Annotated in this window: 13 protein-coding genes and 1 pseudogene; 4 read left to right on the top strand and 10 right to left on the bottom strand. The window is 70.3% G+C overall.

The genetic code is table 11. The features are described from left to right. Positions 1-356: 356 nt before the first annotated feature. The gene (locus K3769_RS26345) at positions 357-1,022 is read right to left on the bottom strand and encodes an HAD family hydrolase (RefSeq protein ID WP_267028771.1); all 666 of its coding nucleotides are present in this window, start codon (positions 1,020-1,022) and stop codon (positions 357-359) included. Between the two features lie 95 nt (positions 1,023-1,117). After that, complete coding sequence (locus K3769_RS26340; protein WP_267028770.1) at positions 1,118-1,633, bottom strand: DUF6912 family protein; 516 nt, start codon at positions 1,631-1,633, stop codon at positions 1,118-1,120. 315 nt (positions 1,634-1,948) lie between these two features. On the opposite strand from K3769_RS26340, the pseudogene K3769_RS26335 reads away from it, so the two are divergent. Beyond that, positions 1,949-2,455: pseudogene (locus tag K3769_RS26335) on the top strand (Rv3235 family protein); the annotation flags it as partial. 419 nt (positions 2,456-2,874) lie between these two features. Here K3769_RS26335 and secA read toward each other — a convergent pair. Next, positions 2,875-5,718 (bottom strand): preprotein translocase subunit SecA, encoded by a 2,844-nt coding sequence (secA, locus tag K3769_RS26330; protein ID WP_267028769.1) that lies wholly within the window; start codon positions 5,716-5,718, stop codon positions 2,875-2,877. Positions 5,719-5,963: 245 nt separating this feature from the next. On the opposite strand from secA, the gene K3769_RS26325 reads away from it, so the two are divergent. Both K3769_RS26325 and K3769_RS26320 read left to right on the top strand, forming a co-directional pair. Then, entirely contained in the window at positions 5,964-6,548 is a 585-nt protein-coding gene (locus K3769_RS26325; protein WP_267028768.1) for a GNAT family N-acetyltransferase, read from the top strand. Between the two features lie 83 nt (positions 6,549-6,631). After that, entirely contained in the window at positions 6,632-7,831 is a 1,200-nt protein-coding gene (locus K3769_RS26320; protein WP_267028767.1) for a winged helix-turn-helix domain-containing protein, read from the top strand. A 19-nt stretch (positions 7,832-7,850) separates the two neighbouring features. Here K3769_RS26320 and K3769_RS26315 read toward each other — a convergent pair whose 3' ends face one another. From K3769_RS26315 to mtnA, 7 genes are all read right to left on the bottom strand, one after another. Next, positions 7,851-8,597, bottom strand: a complete 747-nt coding sequence (locus K3769_RS26315) for a response regulator (protein WP_107015873.1) — start codon at positions 8,595-8,597, stop codon at positions 7,851-7,853. Positions 8,598-8,831: 234 nt separating this feature from the next. Further along, positions 8,832-9,524: a ribosome hibernation-promoting factor, HPF/YfiA family gene (hpf, locus tag K3769_RS26310; protein WP_372515036.1), complete on the bottom strand. Its 693-nt coding sequence runs from the start codon at positions 9,522-9,524 to the stop codon at positions 8,832-8,834. 315 nt (positions 9,525-9,839) lie between these two features. Further along, complete coding sequence (locus tag K3769_RS26305; protein ID WP_267028765.1) at positions 9,840-10,703, bottom strand: ComF family protein; 864 nt, start codon at positions 10,701-10,703, stop codon at positions 9,840-9,842. A 150-nt stretch (positions 10,704-10,853) separates the two neighbouring features. Then, complete coding sequence (locus K3769_RS26300) at positions 10,854-12,707, bottom strand: LpqB family beta-propeller domain-containing protein (protein WP_267028764.1); 1,854 nt, start codon at positions 12,705-12,707, stop codon at positions 10,854-10,856. Further along, positions 12,697-14,766, bottom strand: a complete 2,070-nt coding sequence (mtrB, locus tag K3769_RS26295) for an MtrAB system histidine kinase MtrB (RefSeq protein WP_267028763.1) — start codon at positions 14,764-14,766, stop codon at positions 12,697-12,699. Before mtrB ends, K3769_RS26300 begins: the two co-directional genes overlap by 11 nt. Position 14,767: 1 nt before the next feature. Then, positions 14,768-15,457, bottom strand: a complete 690-nt coding sequence (gene mtrA / locus K3769_RS26290; RefSeq protein WP_188114266.1) for a two-component system response regulator MtrA — start codon at positions 15,455-15,457, stop codon at positions 14,768-14,770. A gap of 8 nt (positions 15,458-15,465) precedes the next feature. After that, positions 15,466-16,611: an S-methyl-5-thioribose-1-phosphate isomerase gene (gene mtnA / locus K3769_RS26285; protein ID WP_267028762.1), complete on the bottom strand. Its 1,146-nt coding sequence runs from the start codon at positions 16,609-16,611 to the stop codon at positions 15,466-15,468. Positions 16,612-16,751: 140 nt separating this feature from the next. On the opposite strand from mtnA, the gene K3769_RS26280 reads away from it, so the two are divergent. Continuing rightward, on the top strand, positions 16,752-18,128 hold the full coding sequence (locus K3769_RS26280) for a DUF7847 domain-containing protein (RefSeq protein WP_267028761.1): 1,377 nt from the start codon (positions 16,752-16,754) through the stop codon (positions 18,126-18,128). Positions 18,129-18,132 lie beyond the last annotated feature (4 nt).

Here is an 18,132-nt window from a genome sequence, read left to right as displayed (position 1 = left end):
CCACTCCGCACAGTCCCCCACCTCCTCCGAAGGGAACACACGCCCGAGGGCCACGGACAGGGCGCCTGTCAGGGCCACAGGCAACGACGCCCTTAAGGGCCGCGGGCAACCGCGCCTTTCAGGGGCGCGGGGAACTGCGCGACCAGCCCCAGCGAACCCGCACCTGCCACTCAGCTCCCGCAGTCCCAGGGCCTCGGTAGCGAGCAACCACGCCTGCCTTTCAGGGGCGCGGGGAACTGCGCCCTTCAGGGGCGCGGGGAACTGCGCGACCAGCCCCAGCAAACCCGCACCTGCCACCTAGCTCCCGCAGTCCCACCGAGCCATGGACACAGCCACAACCACGGCCCCGCTAGGGGTCACGCCGCCACCCACTCGGCCAGAGCCACCGCCTCGGCAAGCGTGTCCACCACCGGCACCCCCACCCCCTCAAGACTGGCCCGACTGTGCGACCCCCCGGTGTACAGCACCGCCTTCGCCCCCACATGCCGCGCCGCGATCGCGTCGTCCGCCGCGTCCCCGATCACCACCGTACGAGCGGGGTCCACCCCCGTCAGCGCTCTCAGATGCCGCACCATGTGCTCGGCCTTGCTCCCGCCGGACGGCCCGGTCCGCCCGTCGACCCGCAGGAAGTGCGGCTCGATACCGAACCCCCGCACCAACGGCACCAGTTCCTCATGCCCGTACATGCTCAGGATCGACTGGCTGCGCCCGCCCGACACCCACTCGGCGAGCAGCCCCGGCACCCCGTCGGTGAGCCCGCACCCCGCCCGCTGCTCCGCGTAGTACCGGTGGAAGACCGCGTCCATGACCTCCCACTCGTCGTCCGTCGGCAGCCGCCCGATCAGCCGCTCGTAGAACTTCGGCACAGGCACGCAGTACAGCTCCCGGTACCGCTCCAGCGTGATCGACGGTATGCCCAGCTCCGCGAACGCCGCGTTCGTCGCACCGATGATTGCCTGGTTGTCGTGGAACAGGGTCCCGTTCCAGTCCCAGACGATATGTGTCGCTCCGCGCATCCCCATATCCAAAAAGTACCCGGCACCACTGACAAAGCCCCATATGCGCTTCGAGCACCCCATGGAAGCGCCGACCGCGCGGAACACGCCCCCCGAGTGCTTCAGTCGCCGAGCCCCACCAGGTTCGGAATCTCCTGCGTGGCGAACCACAGCAGCTCGTGGTCCGCGGCCCCGTCCACGACGAACTGCGCGTCGTCGTCACCCCGGTCCGCCGCGCCCAGCGCCTCCGCCGCCGCCGTCACCTCCGCCTCGGCCTCGTCGGAGTCGACGTGTACGGCCGCGGCCCTGGCCAGCGCCACGTCCACGCCGACCCGCAGCTCACCGAGGGACGCGGGGTCGGGCCCCAGACCGGGATCGGCGACCGCGGCCCCGTCCGGCACGTCGACGGCGACGACGACCCGCCGGCGCGGAGCACCGGGATCGAGCGCGACCAGCCGCAGGGAGGCGAGCGCGGCCCGGTTCAGCGCCGCGTACTCCAGTTCCTCGATGTCGTCGGAGAGGTACCACTCACGCAGCGCGGGCGTGACGGCGTACGCGACGAAAGGCGCCGAGCCGAGCTCACCCGTGTTGTACGCCTCGGCGAGACCGGAGAGGGTCACAGGGACGTACACACGCATGGCTGACCGCTTTCGTAGACGTGGTTCCGTGGGCGCGCCCCGCACCTCCCGGATGGCTCTCAGGATACGTCCGGGTGTCCCCTTTCGAGTTCGCACCCACCCCCACCCGGACGTCCACCCCCGTCCCGCCCGTCACCCGGTAGCCCCCAGGCCCCCCAAGCGCGCAGCCCTCCCCCGTCCCCCTGATAGGTGAACGTCCCGCGGGTCCCGGCACTCGCCGACCCCACTTGCGGTCACTCGCCCCGGCCCCGTACAAGATCCCCAACGGAAAGTTACCGACCGGTATCAACCGGTCCGACCGAATGGGGTTCCGTCGTGAACAAGGTGATGACCAGGACGAGGCGCACCCAGGGCACCCGACCCCCCGTACGCCACGACACACGCCGCCCGGGCGGCTCCGCCCCACGCACGACGCCCAGGGGCGCCCCGGGCACGCCACGGGCCAGGACGGGCCCTTCCACGGCCCCGCCACCACCGCCCCCGCGGCCCCGTCCCACCGACGTCTTCGCCGACCGGCTCGTCGAGGTACTCAGCGGACGGCGCCCGGTGCACTGCATGCTCCGGCACACCGCGGGCCGCGCCTACGACGAACTGGCCTGGCTCGCCGAACACAGCCCGCTCCGCACTCGCGGCACCCGCCCGTTCGTCCGGGACATCGGCTACTACGTGGCCCGCCCGGGCGCCGTCGAGGCCTTCGCCCGGATCGGCGCCGGCGACCGGCTCCGCGCCATGGCCTTCCGCCTGGAACAGGGCCCGGACCTCCGCTGGCGCTGCACAGCGGTTGAACGGGGCGGCACCCTATGGCCCCCACCACACACCGACAACCCCCCCCCCCCGCGCCCCCAACCCGGCTGGGGGGCGCGGGGAACTGCGCACCCCAGCCCTCACCCCCCACGCCAGAACAACCAACCCCCACGCCCACCGGCTCGGTTCGGCGGCGCGGGGAACCGCGCACTCCAGCCCTCACCGACCGCAGCAGGACAACCAACCTGCACGCCGACCCGCTCGGTTCGGGGGCGCGGGGAACCGCGCACTCCAGCCCCCACCGCCCCGCACCCCCAAGCCGCCCCACCCCATCCCGCCCCATCCCGCCCCAGACGCAGCACAAAGGGCCGGGCGCCCAAACCGCACCCGACCCTTCACTCACCCACTCACCTACTCACAAAGCGGAACCCGCTAGCCCCGCAAGCAGCACAAGCCGCACGAGCCCCACAAGCCCCCAACCCAGCGGAGCGCGACGCTCACTTCTTGCGCCGCCGCCCACCCTTCTGCTGCTTACGCCGCTCCGCCCGAGTGAGCCCGTCCGACTCCGACCGCACCGGCTCGTCGTCCGTGGCGAAGTCGCCCTCGACGACACCGCCCTCGCCGTCGACCGTCGGCGCGGAGAAGTGCAGCCGGTCCGGCCGCTGCGGAGCGTCGAGCCCCTTCGCGCGGATCTCCGGACGAGCACCCCCGCCGGCGGGAACCGCGTCCTTCTTGTCGAGCGACGGCGCCGCGTCCTCGACCGGAACCTCCTCGACCTGCTGCTCGACCTGGACCTCCAGGTTGAACAGGTAGCCGACGGACTCCTCCTTGATGCCGTCCATCATGGCGGTGAACATGTCGAAGCCCTCACGCTGGTACTCGACCAACGGGTCCTTCTGGGCCATCGCGCGCAGCCCGATGCCCTCCTGGAGGTAGTCCATCTCGTAGAGGTGCTCGCGCCACTTGCGGTCCAGGACCGACAGCACGACCCGCCGCTCCAGCTCACGCATGATCTCGGACCCGAGCTGCTCCTCACGGGCGGAGTACTGCTCGTAGATGTCGTCCTTGATGGACTCGGAGATGAACTCGGCGGTCAGACCGGCCCGGTCGCCGGCCGCCTCCTCCAGCTCCTCGACGGTGACCTTCACCGGGTAGAGCTGCTTGAACGCGCCCCACAGCCGGTCGAGGTCCCACTCCTCGGCGAAGCCCTCGGCGGTCTCCGCGTCGATGTACGCGTCGATCGTGTCGTTCATGAAGTGCTGGATCTGCTCCTGCAGGTCCTCGCCCTCCAGGACGCGGCGCCGCTCGCCGTAGATGACCTCGCGCTGCCGGTTGAGGACCTCGTCGTACTTGAGGACGTTCTTACGGGTCTCGAAGTTCTGCGTCTCGACCTGCGACTGGGCGGAGGCGATGGCACGGGTGACCATCTTGTTCTCGATCGGCACGTCGTCCGGCACGTTCGCCATCGACATGACGCGCTCGACCATCTGCGCCTTGAAGAGCCGCATCAGGTCGTCGCCCAGCGAGAGGTAGAAACGGGACTCGCCCGGGTCGCCCTGTCGGCCGGAGCGACCGCGCAGCTGGTTGTCGATACGGCGCGACTCGTGCCGCTCGGTGCCCAGCACGTACAGCCCGCCGAGGTCCTTGACCTCCTCGAACTCCGCCTGCACGGCCTTCTCGGCCCGCTCCAGGGCGGCCGGCAGCGCCGCGGCCCACTCCTCGATGTGCTCCTCGGGGTCGAGGCCGCGCTGACGCAGTTCCGCCTCGGCGAGGTCGTCGGGGTTGCCACCGAGCTTGATGTCAGTACCACGGCCGGCCATGTTCGTGGCGACGGTGACGGCGCCCCTGCGGCCGGCCTGGGCGATGATCGGCGCCTCGCGGTCGTGCTGCTTCGCGTTCAGCACCTCGTGCTGGATGCCGCGCTTGCTGAGCTGCTGCGAGAGGTACTCGGACTTCTCGACCGAGGTGGTGCCGACGAGGATCGGCTGGCCCTTCTCGTGCTTCTCGGCGATGTCGTCGACCACGGCGTCGAACTTCGCGACCTCGGTGCGGTAGATCAGGTCCGACTGGTCCCTGCGGACCATGGGCCGGTTGGTCGGGATCGGGACGACACCGAGCTTGTAGATCTGGTGGAACTCGGCCGCCTCGGTCATCGCCGTACCGGTCATGCCGGAGAGGCCGGGGACTTCCTTGCCGTTGTGGTCGTGGCGCTTGTAGAGACGGAAGAAGTTCTGCAGGGTGATCGTGGCGAGGGTCTGGTTCTCGTCCTTGATGTCCACCCCTTCCTTCGCCTCGATCGCCTGGTGCATGCCCTCGTTGTAGCGGCGGCCGGCGAGGATACGGCCGGTGTGCTCGTCGACGATCATGACTTCGCCGTCGATGACGACGTAGTCCTTGTCCTTCTTGAAGAGCTCCTTGGCCTTGATGGCGTTGTTCAGGTAGCCCACCAGCGGCGTGTTCACCGACTCGTAGAGGTTGTCGATACCCAGCCAGTCCTCGACCTTGGCGACGCCGGACTCGTGGATGGCGACGGTGCGCTTCTTCTCGTCGACCTCGTAGTCGCCGGTCTCCTCGATGCCCTTGAGGGTGTTGCCCGCCTCGCCCTTCTTCAGGCGGGTGACGAGCTTCGCGAAGTCGCCGTACCACTTGGTCGCCTGGTCGGCGGGGCCGGAGATGATCAGCGGCGTACGGGCCTCGTCGACCAGGATCGAGTCGACCTCGTCGACGATCGCGAAGTTGTGGCCGCGCTGCACCAGTTCGTCCTGCGACCACGCCATGTTGTCGCGCAGGTAGTCGAAGCCGAATTCGTTGTTCGTGCCGTACGTGATGTCGCACGCGTACTGCTCGCGGCGCTGGGCCGGCGTCATGTTGGCGAGGATGCAGCCGACGGTCAGGCCCAGGAACTTGTGGACGCGGCCCATCATCTCGGAGTCGCGCTCGGCCAGGTAGTCGTTGACCGTGATGAGGTGGACGCCTTCTCCGGAGAGTGCGTTCAGATACGCGGGCAGTGTGCCGACCAGGGTCTTGCCCTCGCCGGTCTTCATCTCCGCGACGTAACCGAGGTGCAGCGCGGCGCCGCCCATGATCTGTACGTCGTAGGGGCGCTGGCCGAGGGCGCGCTTGGCGGCCTCGCGCACGGTCGCGAACGCCTCGGGCAGCAGGTCGTCGAGGCTCTCGCCGTCCGCGTACCGCTGCTTGTACTCATCGGTCAGGGCTCGCAGCTCGGCGTCGGAGAGGTCGACGAAGTCCTCTTCGATGGACTTGACCTGGTCCGCGATGCGGTGCAGCTTGCGCAGGATCTTTCCTTCGCCTGCACGCATGATCTTCGAGAGGACGGACACGAGGGTTTGTCTCCTTGCCGGTCGGGCCTGGGACGGTCGGTTTCAATGGCAGATTCAAATCACAGCTTGAGCAACGGCCATCGTAAGCGAGGACCCCACCGCGCCGGGAGGTCTGCATGTGACAGCCATAGAGACAACGGGCGGAGGATGCGGAAGGTGCCGCGTCGGCGCCACGAAACGTGACCGAGGGCTCACACAGTGCGAAAGTGATGGCTTCCTTACCGAAGCCCGAGCAGAATCGGCCGATGGACTCCGTCACACTGACTTCCGAACGGCTCCTGCTGCGCACGGTGGGGGCACACGACACCGACGCCGTGTTCGACGCCGTCCAGGATCCCGACATCCGGCGCTGGACCACGGTCCCCTCGCCCTATCTGCGGGAGCACGCCACGGCCTTCACCGAGCAGATGGTGCCCGACGGGTGGGCGGACTGCTCGATGTTCACCTTCGGTGTCTTCCTGCCGGTCGGCGGTGAACTCGCCGGCATGCTCGCCATCACGATGCGCGGTCTGGGTGTCGGCGAGATCGGCTTCTGGGCGACGAAGGAACACCGGGGCAACGGCTACATCACCGAGGCCGCCCTCACCGCCTGCCGCTGGGCCTTCACCGAGCGGGCCCTGGACCGCGTCGAGTGGCGGGCGGAGGTGGGCAACACGGGCTCCCTCGCGGTCGCCGAACGCGCCGGCTTCGTCCTGGAGGGCACCCTGCGCGCGGGCGTCAACAACAAGGGCGTACGCCGCGACTCCTGGGTCGGTTCCCTGCTCCCGTCGGACCTCGGACTGCCGTCCACCGCGCCGTACCTCCCCGCGCCCACGCCGCAGCACCGCTGACCCTCCGCCCACCCTCACCTGATCGCCGGGACCAGCGGGACCGGCGGGCGCGATTGTCAGTGGCACCGCCTATCGTGCGGACCATGACGAGTCTGCCGCGCCCGACCGCCGAACTCTCCGCCGACGAGGCCCGTCGGATCGCCCTGCGCGCCCAGGGGTTCCTCGGAGCCCCCGATCGCCGGGGCGGCGTACGGGGCGTGCTGCGGCACCTGGGAGCGGTCCAGCTCGACACCATCTCCGTCCTGGCCCGCTCCCACGAACTCATCCCGTACGCGCGGCTCGGCGCCGTCGGCCGCAGGACGGTCGACGAGGCGTACTGGACCCCGGCGCCCGTGGGCACGACCCCGCCCCGGCCCCACGCCTTCGAGTACTGGTCGCACGCGGCCTGCATCCTGCCCGTCGAGGAGTGGCCGCACTTCGCCTTCCGCCGCCGCGCCTACCGCGCCCGCCCGCACTGGAACCACGCACTGCCGGACGGCACGTACGAGCAGGTCATCAAGCAGTTGAAGGCCGAAGGCCCGCTCACGGCCACCGATTTGGGCGGCGCGAAGAAGACCAGCGAGTGGTGGGACTGGTCGGGCACCAAGGTCGCCGTCGAGCGCGCGCTGATGTACGGCGAGGTGGTGTGCACGGAGCGCCGCGGCTGGAAGCGGGTGTACGACCTCGCCGAGCGGGCCATCCCGGAATCGCTGCTGCACGACGATCTGGACGACAAGGAGTGCCTGCGCCGGCTGGTGCGGCTCGCGGGCCGCTCCCTGGGCGTGGGCACCCTCGCGGACATCGCCGACTACCACCGCCTCAAGCGCGAGCAGGTCGACGCGGTGATCGCGGAGTCGGGCCTGGTCCCGGTCACGGTGTGGGGCTGGTCGAAGGCGGCCTGGGCGGACCCCGCGGCGCTGGAGACGACCCCGCGCGGCCGTCATCGCACCACGCTCCTGTCGCCGTTCGACTCACTGGTCTGGGACCGGGCGCGCACCGAGCGGATCTTCGACTTCACCCACCGCCTGGAGGCGTACGTCCCCAAGCCCAAGCGCGTGTACGGCTATTTCGCCATGCCGGTGCTCGCCGGCGGTCGCCTGGTCGGCCGGGTGGACCCGGCCCGCGAGGGCGCCACCCTGATCGCCAAACAGGTCACCCTGGACAGCCCCAAGTCCGTCCCGTCCGTGGCCCAGGCCCTCCTGGAAGCAGCCACCTGGGTGGACTGCACGAACGTGAGGGTGGAGAGGGCGAACACTCCCGCACTACGAGAAGCCCTGACGACGGAACTGGCGAAAACGCTTTAGGGGCGCGGAGAACGACGCCTCAGCGGATCTCCAGAATCTTCTCCCGCATCGCGTACACAACCGCTTCCATCCGCGAGTGCAACTGCAGCTTCTCCAGGATGTTCCGCACATGGTTCTTCACGGTGTTCTCGGAGATGAACAACTCCTTGGCGATATCCCGGTTGTTCATCCCGGTCGCCACCAGCTTCAGAACCTCCAGCTCACGATCGGTGAGCCGGGGCGCCGGCACCAGCCGCCGCTCGTCCGTGCGCTGGATCATCGACTTGAACTCGGTCAGCAGCTTCGACGCCATCGAAGGACTGATCTGCGACTGCCCGTCGGCCACCGCGCGAATCGCCGTGGCCACTTCGTCCGTGGAGATCTCCTTCAGGAGATACCCCGTCGCCCCCGCCTTGATCGCGTCGTAGAGGTCGGCTTCCTCGTCGCTGATCGTCAGCATGATGATCTTCGCGCTGGGAGCGACCTCCTTGATGGAGGTGCACGCCTCGATCCCGCCGCGCTTGGGCATCCGTACGTCCATCAGCACGATGTCGGGCAGCAGATCCGCGGCCTTGTCGACCGCCTCCGCACCGTCCCCCGCCTCACCGACGACCTGGATGTCCTCCTCGGCGGCGAGCACGATCTCCAGGCCGCGGCGGAAGAGCGCGTGGTCGTCCACGACCAGGACCCGGATCGGCTCCTTGCCCGGGGAGCCCGCGTCCGGGCCCATGCCGACGACGCCGTCGTCGGCATCCTCGTCACGCATCGGTCCGAAGCTGTCCGCCATGGTTCCGCCCCCTGAAGGCCGTGGCCTGTGTTTCTGTGCCCTCACCAACCTCGCGCAACGACACACCGGTTGAGGCCGGTACGGCCATGATTTCATGCCCGGACGACAACGGGATGACAGAGCGCCGCACTGAGGGGTCGCACACCGGTGCCCCTGGGGGCGCACAAGCACTCCAGGGGCACCTGCTGGAGCCGTCGCCCCGGCGCGAGGGCCGGGGGAGCTCACCGGTAGGGGTCAGCCACCCAGCGCCCCGCCGGGCGGGTCCTGCTGCACCTCGGCGACCATCGGGTCCGTGTTGAGGTGGATGACGCCGTAGTCGTACGCGTGCCGCCGGTAGACGACACTCGGTTCCTTGGTCTCGGAGTCGACGAACAAGTAGAAGTCGTGCCCGACCAGTTCCATCTCGTAGAGCGCCTGGTCGAGCGTCATCGGGGACGCGACATGTGTCTTCTCGCGGACGACGAGGGGGCCGTCACCCTTCACCTCGAGCGAGCCGATCTTCTTGGTCGGCACCGCGTCGGGCTCTTCGTCGCGGACGACGCTGCCGTTCCCGTCGAGCGTCGCCGCGTCCGGGACGTGGTCGGCGACCTCGGCGGCCGAGATCCTGCGGGATCCACGACGCGTGTACCGCTTGTCGTGCTGCTTGCGCAGCCGCGCTTCCAGCTTGTCCGCCGCCAGGTCCAACGCCGCGTACGGATCGCTCGCCGCTGCCTCCGCCCGGATCACCGGACCGCGGGAGTGGAGCGTGATCTCCACCCGGTCGGAACGGTCGGCCTGCCGGGGGTTCAGCTCCTTGGACACCTCGACGTCGAGACTGATCACTTTGCCATCGAGCTTCTGGATCTTCTCCAGCTTCAGCTTCTCGGCCACGTGCTTGCGGAACCGCTCGGGCACCTCGGTCTTGCGGCCCTTGACGACGATGTCCACGCAGAACTCCGTTCCCGGATCGCTCCGCATCGACGGCGGAGCATCTCCCTTTTGCACCAGGCTCCAGCGCGTTCCGGAGCCTCGGACTCGGTGACTTCCACCTCCTCCTCCCCCGCGGGCAAGATCTCCACCCCACTGTCCCGGGTGAATGAGGAAAACCCACGGCGCGGCATTCCGATATGCAAGGGACGGCGTCCGCCATTCCCTCACAACCGAACATATCTCGCCCAGGCGGATGTCGTCACCCTCTACTGCTGCGTACCTCCATTCAAGTGAATGGAACCTCCTACTACCTGCAACGACGCAACTTCTCTGTCAGTTCCGGTTTATTTCGAAAGAAGCTGGAGACGCCGCGACCACTGCCGCGCCGACCCTGCCATCCGCGCTGTTCACGCCTCCCTTTTCCCTGACCGCTTCTGCGCGGCCTACACCTGCCATCGGAGCCCGTCTCACCCCTTCTCCCGTCGTTCCAGGTGTTACCCGTCCGTAGAATCCGCCTTTTTCCGGGAGAACGGCCCTCAGGGCCCGCGCCGCCTCGGCCAGGGACGCGCCCGTCGTCATCAGGTCGTCGACGAGAACGACCCGCCCACCACCGGCCAGCAACCGCGCACCGCCCGGAGCCACCTCCAACGCACCGGCCAGATTGTCCAGCCGCTGCCGTGAGTTGAGCCCCGACTGGTCGGCCACGGCACGCCGCTGGCGCAGCACGGCCACCACCCGGGCCGCCGTCCCGGACCGCCGCAGCCCGGCGGCCGCGGCGAGCGCGATCCGCCGCGCCGGGTCGTGCCCTCGCGCCCGCACCGCCCACCGCGCCGACGGCACGGGTACGAGCAGCACCGGCGTCCCGGATCCCGCCGCTCCCACCGCCCCGACCGCCTGTCCGGCGGGCCCGAGTCCGGCCCGTACAGTCTCCGCCAGCGCCGCGCCCAGCGGCCCGGCGAGCATCAGCGCCCCCCGTTCCTTGTGGGCCAGGAGCGCCGCGCGCACCTGGTCCTCGTACGGAGCCGCGGCGTGCACCACCGGCAGCCCCGGCGGCTCCGGGTCCGGTCGTACACGGCACGGCGCGTTCCCCGTCAGAGCGGCACGGCACTTCAGGCAGAGCACCGTGCGAGGCCGTCCACAGCCTCCGCACTCGGCCGGAAGCACCAGGTCGGTGAGGTCCTGCCACCACCCCCGCATGCACACCACTCTGCCAAATTCCGCAGCACCCGGGCCAGCCCTGTGGACAACTACCTGTGGACAACTCCTCGCACACGTCGACACGTTGTCCCCCACACGAGGGACTAGACCCGTCCCGACCCGACCGGGGCCCGTCCGGGGCCCCGGCACTCAGCCCGGATAGACCGGCGCCATCCCCGTCTTGACCACCGTCTGCCACTGCGAACCGGTCGACAGCCGCACGATCCCGTCCTCCGAGTGCGCCACCAGCGGCAGCCGTTCGTCCTCGGAGGCGGCGATCTCCTTCACACCGGTGAGCGCGGAGGGGGCCGGGCCGACCGGCGTGGAGCCGTCGACCTGGACGTACTGGATCTGCTGCACACCGCGGGCCTCACGCCCGACCACGACCAGACGGCTGTCGCCCGCCCAGGACATGGCTGTGACCTCCTCAAGCTGCGGTGCCACGGAGCGCAGTTCACGGATCGCGACGGTGTCCGTCCCGTCCGCGCCCTCGGATTCCGCGCGTTCGATCCGCCCCATGAGCAGGGTCGTCCGCTTGTCGTTGCTCACCATGAGCGCGATCCGCACCCCGTCCGCGGCCACCCGTACCGCCTCGATCCGGCCCTCAAGACCGGGGGTCGAGACCACCAGCGGGTCACCCGCGCCCTGCGGCAGCAGAAGCAGCCGGGACTCCTTCGACTCCCGGTCGGCCACCCACAGGTCGCCGCTCGCGTCCCAGCTGGGGGTCGTCAGCCCGTCGTCCTGCGACGTGGCCTCGCTGCGCAGCACGGGCTCCCCGAGGGAGCCCCCGGACGCGAGCGACCCGACGTACATCGAGCGCCCGTCGAGCGACACCCCGGCGGCGGTGTCCTCGTCCCGGGAGACCGCGGCGGCACGCAGTTCCTTGCCGCCGTCGCCCAGCGCGCCGGGCACCGGCTCGGGCTCCTGCTCGCTGCCGGCCCCCGGTATCCGGACCAGCCGCTTCTCCCCGTCGATGAAGTACTCGTACTCGGCGCGCTTGGCCGGGCCGTGGACGACGTAGATCTCTGCCTGGTTGTTGTTGATCACGCACGATTGCGTGCCGTCCGAGCGCTGCAGTTCCACCTCGTCGATGCCCGTGGGCGTCAGGTCCTGGAGCGTGAACAGGATCTGGGCGGCCATCTCCGTGCACTTGGCCTGCCCGACCCGGTCCGCCTTGGCGTTCAGCGGCACCGTCAGCCGGTTCTGGTCGTCGGGCGTCAGCGACTTGACGCCCTTCTTGAGCGCCGTACCGGTGGGGAAGCTCGACCTGACCACCGGCTTGAGCCAGCTCGTGGGCCCCTTGAGGACCGAGCGGACCATCTGCGTCACCGGGTCCACCTGCTCCCGTACGTAGACGGGGTCGGCGACCGCGCCGAGCTGGGCACCGGTCCTGCCCTGCGTGTTCGAGGCGAAGTAGTACTTATTGACGGACTCGTAGTTGCGCTGGAAGTCGGACATCCCCATCACCAGGCCGGCCGGCAGGGCGTCGATGCGCCACTCCTTGGCACCGTCCGCGGTCTGTTGCTTCGTGAGGTGCACGACTTCGTCGTACGCCCCCTCGGCCGGCTTGTAGGCGTACTGCGAGTCCACGGTGGCGACCTTGGTGCCGATCAGCGAGTACACGTAGTCGCCGGTCGCCTCCCTGCTGCCGCTGTGCTCCGCCACGGCGTTCGGCCCGTCCGCGAGCACCGTCGTCGACGCGTTCGGACGCCACTTCTTGGAGGCGCCTTCGGTCAGGTACTTGCGGGCCGTCTCGAACCGCGGGTCGTCACTGGTCAGCGCTTCGAGGAAGCCCTGGACGATCTCCTCGGGCTGCGCGTTCTCCCGCGGTGGTATCGCGAAGACCCTGACCTGCGCGTCCGGCCGCTGGGAGGCCTCGACATCACGCAGGTCCCCCGCGTCCGGCATCGACGCGCACCCGGCCAGCAGTACGCTCCCGCAGGCGGCGTACACCACCGCACGTGCCGGACGCCGACGGCCGCCCCGATCGCGGTCAGCGCCCACGAGACCCCTCCCCCTGCTTCTGCTGTTCCGGCCGCCCGCCGGCCTCCGGGCCGTCCTCGGACGGCGCCTCTTCCGGCGTTTCCTCCGGTGCCGCGACCGGGCCCCTGGACTCCGCGGCGGGCCGCGGCACCACGCGCGCGCCGCTGCCGGGCAGCGCCGCCGGATCCACCGCGCCCGCCACCCGGGGGTCACGCGACGGCATCGGCGGCACGGCCCGCTCGACGGGTTGCGCGGGCACCGTGGCCAGCTTCTGCGTGCCGCCCAGGGGCAGCCCCGCGTCGTTCAGGCCGCGGTTGCGCCGCGAGTCCTTGGGCTCCAGCGGTATCGGCGATCCCCGCAGCGGCTCGTCGGCCGTCCGGGGCACCGTCAGCCGGAACTGCGAGCCCCCGCCCGGCTCCCCCCACGCCTGCAGCCAGCCGCCGTGCAACCGCGCGTCCTCCAGGGCGATGGACAGCCCCAGGCCCGTACCGCCGGTGGTACGCGCGCGTGCCGGGTCGGCCCGCCAGAAGCGGCTGAACACCCGGGTCGCCTCACCGGGCTTGAGCCCCACTCCGTAGTCGCGCACCGCGACCGCGACGGCCCCGCCCGCGGAAGCGAGCTTGACCACGACGTCCTTGCCCTCACCGTGCTCCACGGCGTTGACCACGAGGTTGCGCAGCACCCGTTCCACCCGGCGGGCGTCCGCCTCGGCGACCACGGGCTGCTGGTCGCCGACGACCCGTATCCGGGTGCCCTTGCGCTCGGCGAGCGGCTCGGCCCCGCTGATGACCCGGCGGACGACCTCCCGCAGGTCTATCGGCTCGGCCTCCAGGGCCGCCGCGCCCGCGTCGAAGCGGCTGATCTCCAGGAGATCCGCCAGCAGCGTCTCGAAACGGTCCAGCTGGTCGGCGAGCAGCTCGGCCGACCGGGCGGTCATCGGATCGAAGTCCACGCGCGCGTCGTGGATGACGTCGGCGGCCATCCGGACGGTCGTCAGGGGCGTCCGCAGCTCGTGCGAGACGTCGGACACGAACCGCCGCTGCATCCGTGACAGGTCCTCCAGCTGCTGGATCTTCAGCTGAAGGTTCTGCGCCATCTTGTTGAAGGCCTCGCCGAGGCGCGCGATGTCATCCTCACCGGTGACCTTCATACGCTCCTGGAGGCGCCCGGCGGACAGCCTCTCGGCGATCCCGGCGGCCATCCGTACGGGCGTGACGACCTGGCGCACGACGAGCCAGGCGATCGCCCCGAGCAGCACCACGACGAACAGCCCCGCCGTGGCAAGGGTCCCCTTGACCAGGCTGAGTGACTTCTCCTCCTGCGTGAGCGGGAAGAGGTAGTACAGCTGGTACGGGTCGCCCTTGGGATCGTTGACCCGCGTGCCGATGATCAGCGCCGGCTGGGAGTCCTGGCCGTTGGTGTAGACGACGCGCGTGTAGCTCTGGGCCGCGCCCGTGCCGGCGTCGACCCGCTCGCGCAGGTCCTGGGGCACGCTGAGGCTCCAGTCCACGTAGCCCGACGCACGCGGGCCGAGGCCCCGGCTGCTGCTGTCCGCCGAGGTGGTGCTGAGCGTGACGACGCTGAACGCGCCCTGACCGCCGCTGGAGAGCGACTCGACGAGGGAGCTCATCCAGCCGCTGACGTTCTGGACGGGGTTGTCGTCCGGTCCTGAGCGGTCGTCCCCGCCCGCGCCCGCCGCGCTGTCGGCCTCCTGCTTGGCGACCGTGAACCCGCCCGTGGCCTGGCTCTGGGAGGCCTTCACCTTGGCGTCCAGCAGGCCGTTGCGCACCTGCCCGATCACGACGAACCCCAGCAGCAGGACCACGCCCAGCGACATCAGCAGGGTCGTGGCGACGACCTTGAGCTGGATGTTGCGCCGCCACAGCCGCATGACCGGCAGCAGCGGACGGCGCACCCAGCGCATGAACAGCCGGAGGACCGGGCTGCCCTGGACTCCGCCCTGGAGCAGCCCGCCCTCGACGAACCGGCCCCAGCGGGAGCCCGTCATCTTCCGGCCGACAGGCCGCCCTGAGCGGACCCCCGGCTCACCGGGCGCCGAAGCGGCACTGTCCCGGGACACGTCAGCTCGGTCCGGCCTTGTAACCGACGCCACGGACGGTCACCACGATCTCCGGCCGCTCCGGGTCCTTCTCGACCTTGGAGCGCAGCCGCTGCACATGGACGTTCACCAGGCGGGTGTCCGCCGCGTGGCGATAGCCCCACACCTGTTCCAGGAGCACCTCACGCGTGAACACCTGCCACGGCTTGCGGGCCAGCGCCACCAGCAGGTCGAACTCCAGCGGAGTGAGCGCGATCGAGGCGCCGTCCCGCTTCACAGAGTGACCGGCCACGTCGATGACCAGATCGCCGATCGCGAGCTGTTCGGGCGCCGGTTCCTCCGACCTGCGCAGCCTGGCCCGGATCCGGGCCACCAGCTCCTTTGGCTTGAACGGCTTCACGATGTAGTCGTCCGCGCCCGACTCGAGGCCGACCACGACATCGACGGTGTCGCTCTTCGCTGTGAGCATCACGATCGGTACCCCGGACTCCGCCCTGATCAGGCGGCACACCTCGATGCCGTCCCTGCCGGGAAGCATCAGGTCCAGGAGCACCAGGTCGGGCTTGCTCTCACGGAAAGCGGCCAGCGCCTTGTCGCCGTCGGCTACGAAAGACGGCTCAAAACCTTCACCACGCAACACAATGCCGAGCATCTCGGCCAGTGCGGTGTCGTCATCGACGACAAGGACTCGTCCCTTCATAAACGACATCATCCCATTAACTAAATCGTTACCTGGCGTGACCTGTCACACAGCTCCGCGAGCGCCTCGGCCGTCACGGGCGACACGACGCCCTCCTCGGTGACGATCGCCGTCACCAACTCGGGCGGCGTCACGTCGAAAGCCGGGTTGTACGCCTGCGTCCCCAGAGGTGCCACCGGTATCCCGCCTCCCGCTTCGACTCCCGCCACGGGCACCAAGGGTGCTGTGATCTCTGTCACTTCATGACCGGCACGCTGCTCGACCTCGATCGATGCTCCGTTCGGAGTGCCCGGGTCCACCGTCGTCAACGGAGCCACCACGATGAACGGCACATGGTGGTACTTCGCCAGCACGGCGAGCGGATAGCTCCCCACCTTGTTCGCCACCGAACCGTCGGCCGCGATCCGGTCCGCTCCGATGAGCACCGCGTCCACCTCTCCCGCCGAGAACAATGACCCGGCAGCGTTGTCCGTGAGCAAGGTGTACGCCATTCCGGCGCGCGCCGCCTCATACGAGGTCAGGCGAGCACCCTGCAGCAACGGACGCGTCTCGTCCACCCAGAGCCTGCGAAGCCGACCCACCCGGTGCGCCGCGAGCGCCACCGCGAACGCCGTGCCCTCCCCGCCCGAGACCAGCGCCCCGGTGTTGCAGTGCGTGAGAATCCGGTGGCTGCCCCCGGGCAGCAGCTCGTCGAGCAGCGCCAGCCCGTGCACTGCCATACGCCCGCTGGCCTCGGCGTCCTCCTGGTGCAGCACCCGCGCGGCAGCCAGCGCGGCAGCCGCGGCCTGCTCCTGGCCGCCACCGGCCCGCAGCACCGCGAGATGGGCCTCCTGGGCCCGGCGCACGCCGTACGAGAGGTTCACCGCGGTGGGCCGCGCACTCGCGAGCGAGGCAGCCGCCCCGTCCACGTCGAACCCCCGGGCGGCGGCGAGCGCGACCCCGTACGCCCCCGCGATGCCGAGGAGCGGCGCCCCACGCACGGCGAGCGAGCGGATCGCCTCCACGAGCGTGGACGCGTCCGTGCACACCAGCTCGACCTCTTCGGCGGGCAGCCTCGTCTGGTCGAGGAGGACCACCACCGGCCCCTCCGGCGGCTCGTCCCACCGGATCGCGGGTATCTCGATGGGCCGGTTGTCCTCGCGGATTTGCGCGTACTGATCAGCCATCTGCTCAGTCTGCCCCGTACGGGGCAGACAATTGAAGGTGTGCAGCCCATACGGCGGCCGGTCACTTCCCGGCCACACCGTGACACGATGGCAGCCAACCTGCCGCCGCGACCGCGGGCGGGCACCGTGAAGGAGCGACGATGAACGACACTCCGGGCTGGGCATCGCCCGGATCTGCCCCCTCCGACGGGCAGAACGGACAGGAGCCGACGCCTTCCGGACCTGCCCAACCCACGGACCGGCCCGCGTCCCCGGAGTCGACGGGCGAACCGGGTCAGCCCGGCCCCGCCCCCTCCGGCCCCGGCCCGAAGTGGTCCAAGGAGCAGCCCCCGCCCGCCCAGTGGCCCTCGCCCGGCGGCGGCCCGCAGGGCGCCCCGCCCCAGACCCCGCCACCACCGCCCGGCCCCGGCTGGGGCGGCCAACCCCCGGCGGGCCCCGGAGGTTACGCCGGCTACGGCGGCGGCTACGGACCGGGCCCGGGCGGCCACCCCGGCTGGGGCGGCGGCTGGGGCGGCCCCCCGCCCGCGGCCAAGCCCGGCGTCATCCCGCTCCGCCCGCTCGGCGTCGGTGAGATCCTCGACGGCGCGGTGTCGACCATGCGCACGCACTGGCGCACGGTCCTCGGCATCTCGCTCGCCGTCGCGGTCCTCACCCAGATCCTCGTGATCCTGCTCCAGGGCCTCGTTTTGGACGACAGCGCCAGCACGGACGTCCTCAACGACCCCAGCGCCACCGCGGGCGAACTGTCCCGCGCCATGGGCGACACCCTGCTGAACTCCGGCGTCGTCCTGCTGATCACCCTGCTGGGCACGATCGTCGCGACGGCCCTCCTCACGACCGTGACCAGCCGCGCCGTCCTCGGCAAGTCGGTGACCACCGCCGAGGCCTGGCGCGACGCCCGGCCTCAACTGCTCAAGCTCTTCGGCCTGACCTTCCTGCTGCCGCTCATCGCGGTCGCGATCGCCGCCGTGGGCATCCTGCCCGGCGTCCTCGTCGGTCTCGCGGGCGGCGGCGACGGCGCCGTCGCACTCGGCGCCCTCGGAGGCCTGGCCGCGACCGTCGTCGCGGTCTGGATGATGATCCGCTTCTCCCTGGCCTCGCCGGCCCTCATGCTGGAGAAGCAGAGCGTCTGGAAGTCGCTGAGCCGTTCCGCGAAGCTGGTCCGCGGCTCCTGGTGGCGGGTCTTCGGCATCCAGCTCCTCGCCACGATCATCGCGAACATCGTCGCGTCGATCATCGTGATCCCGTTCGCCTTCCTCGCCTCCGCCCTCAGCGGCGACGGCATCGGCAGCCTGCTCGAAAGCGGCACCGGCGACCTCGGCTGGACGTTCCTCATCGTGAGCGGCATCGGCTCGGTGATCGGCTCCATGCTCACCTTCCCGATCACCGCGGGTGTCACCGTCCTCCTCTATATCGACCAGCGCATCCGCCGCGAGGCCCTCGACCTCGACCTGGCCCGCGCGACCGGCCTCCAGGACCACGGCTCCGGCACCCCCGGCCCTACCCCGGGGAGCTGACGGA

Source organism: Streptomyces ortus, assembly GCF_026341275.1.
In the GTDB taxonomy this organism is placed as follows: domain Bacteria; phylum Actinomycetota; class Actinomycetes; order Streptomycetales; family Streptomycetaceae; genus Streptomyces; species Streptomyces ortus.
The sequence above is the reverse complement of the archived record's forward strand: the minus strand, read 5'-3'. Positions and strand labels throughout refer to the sequence as shown.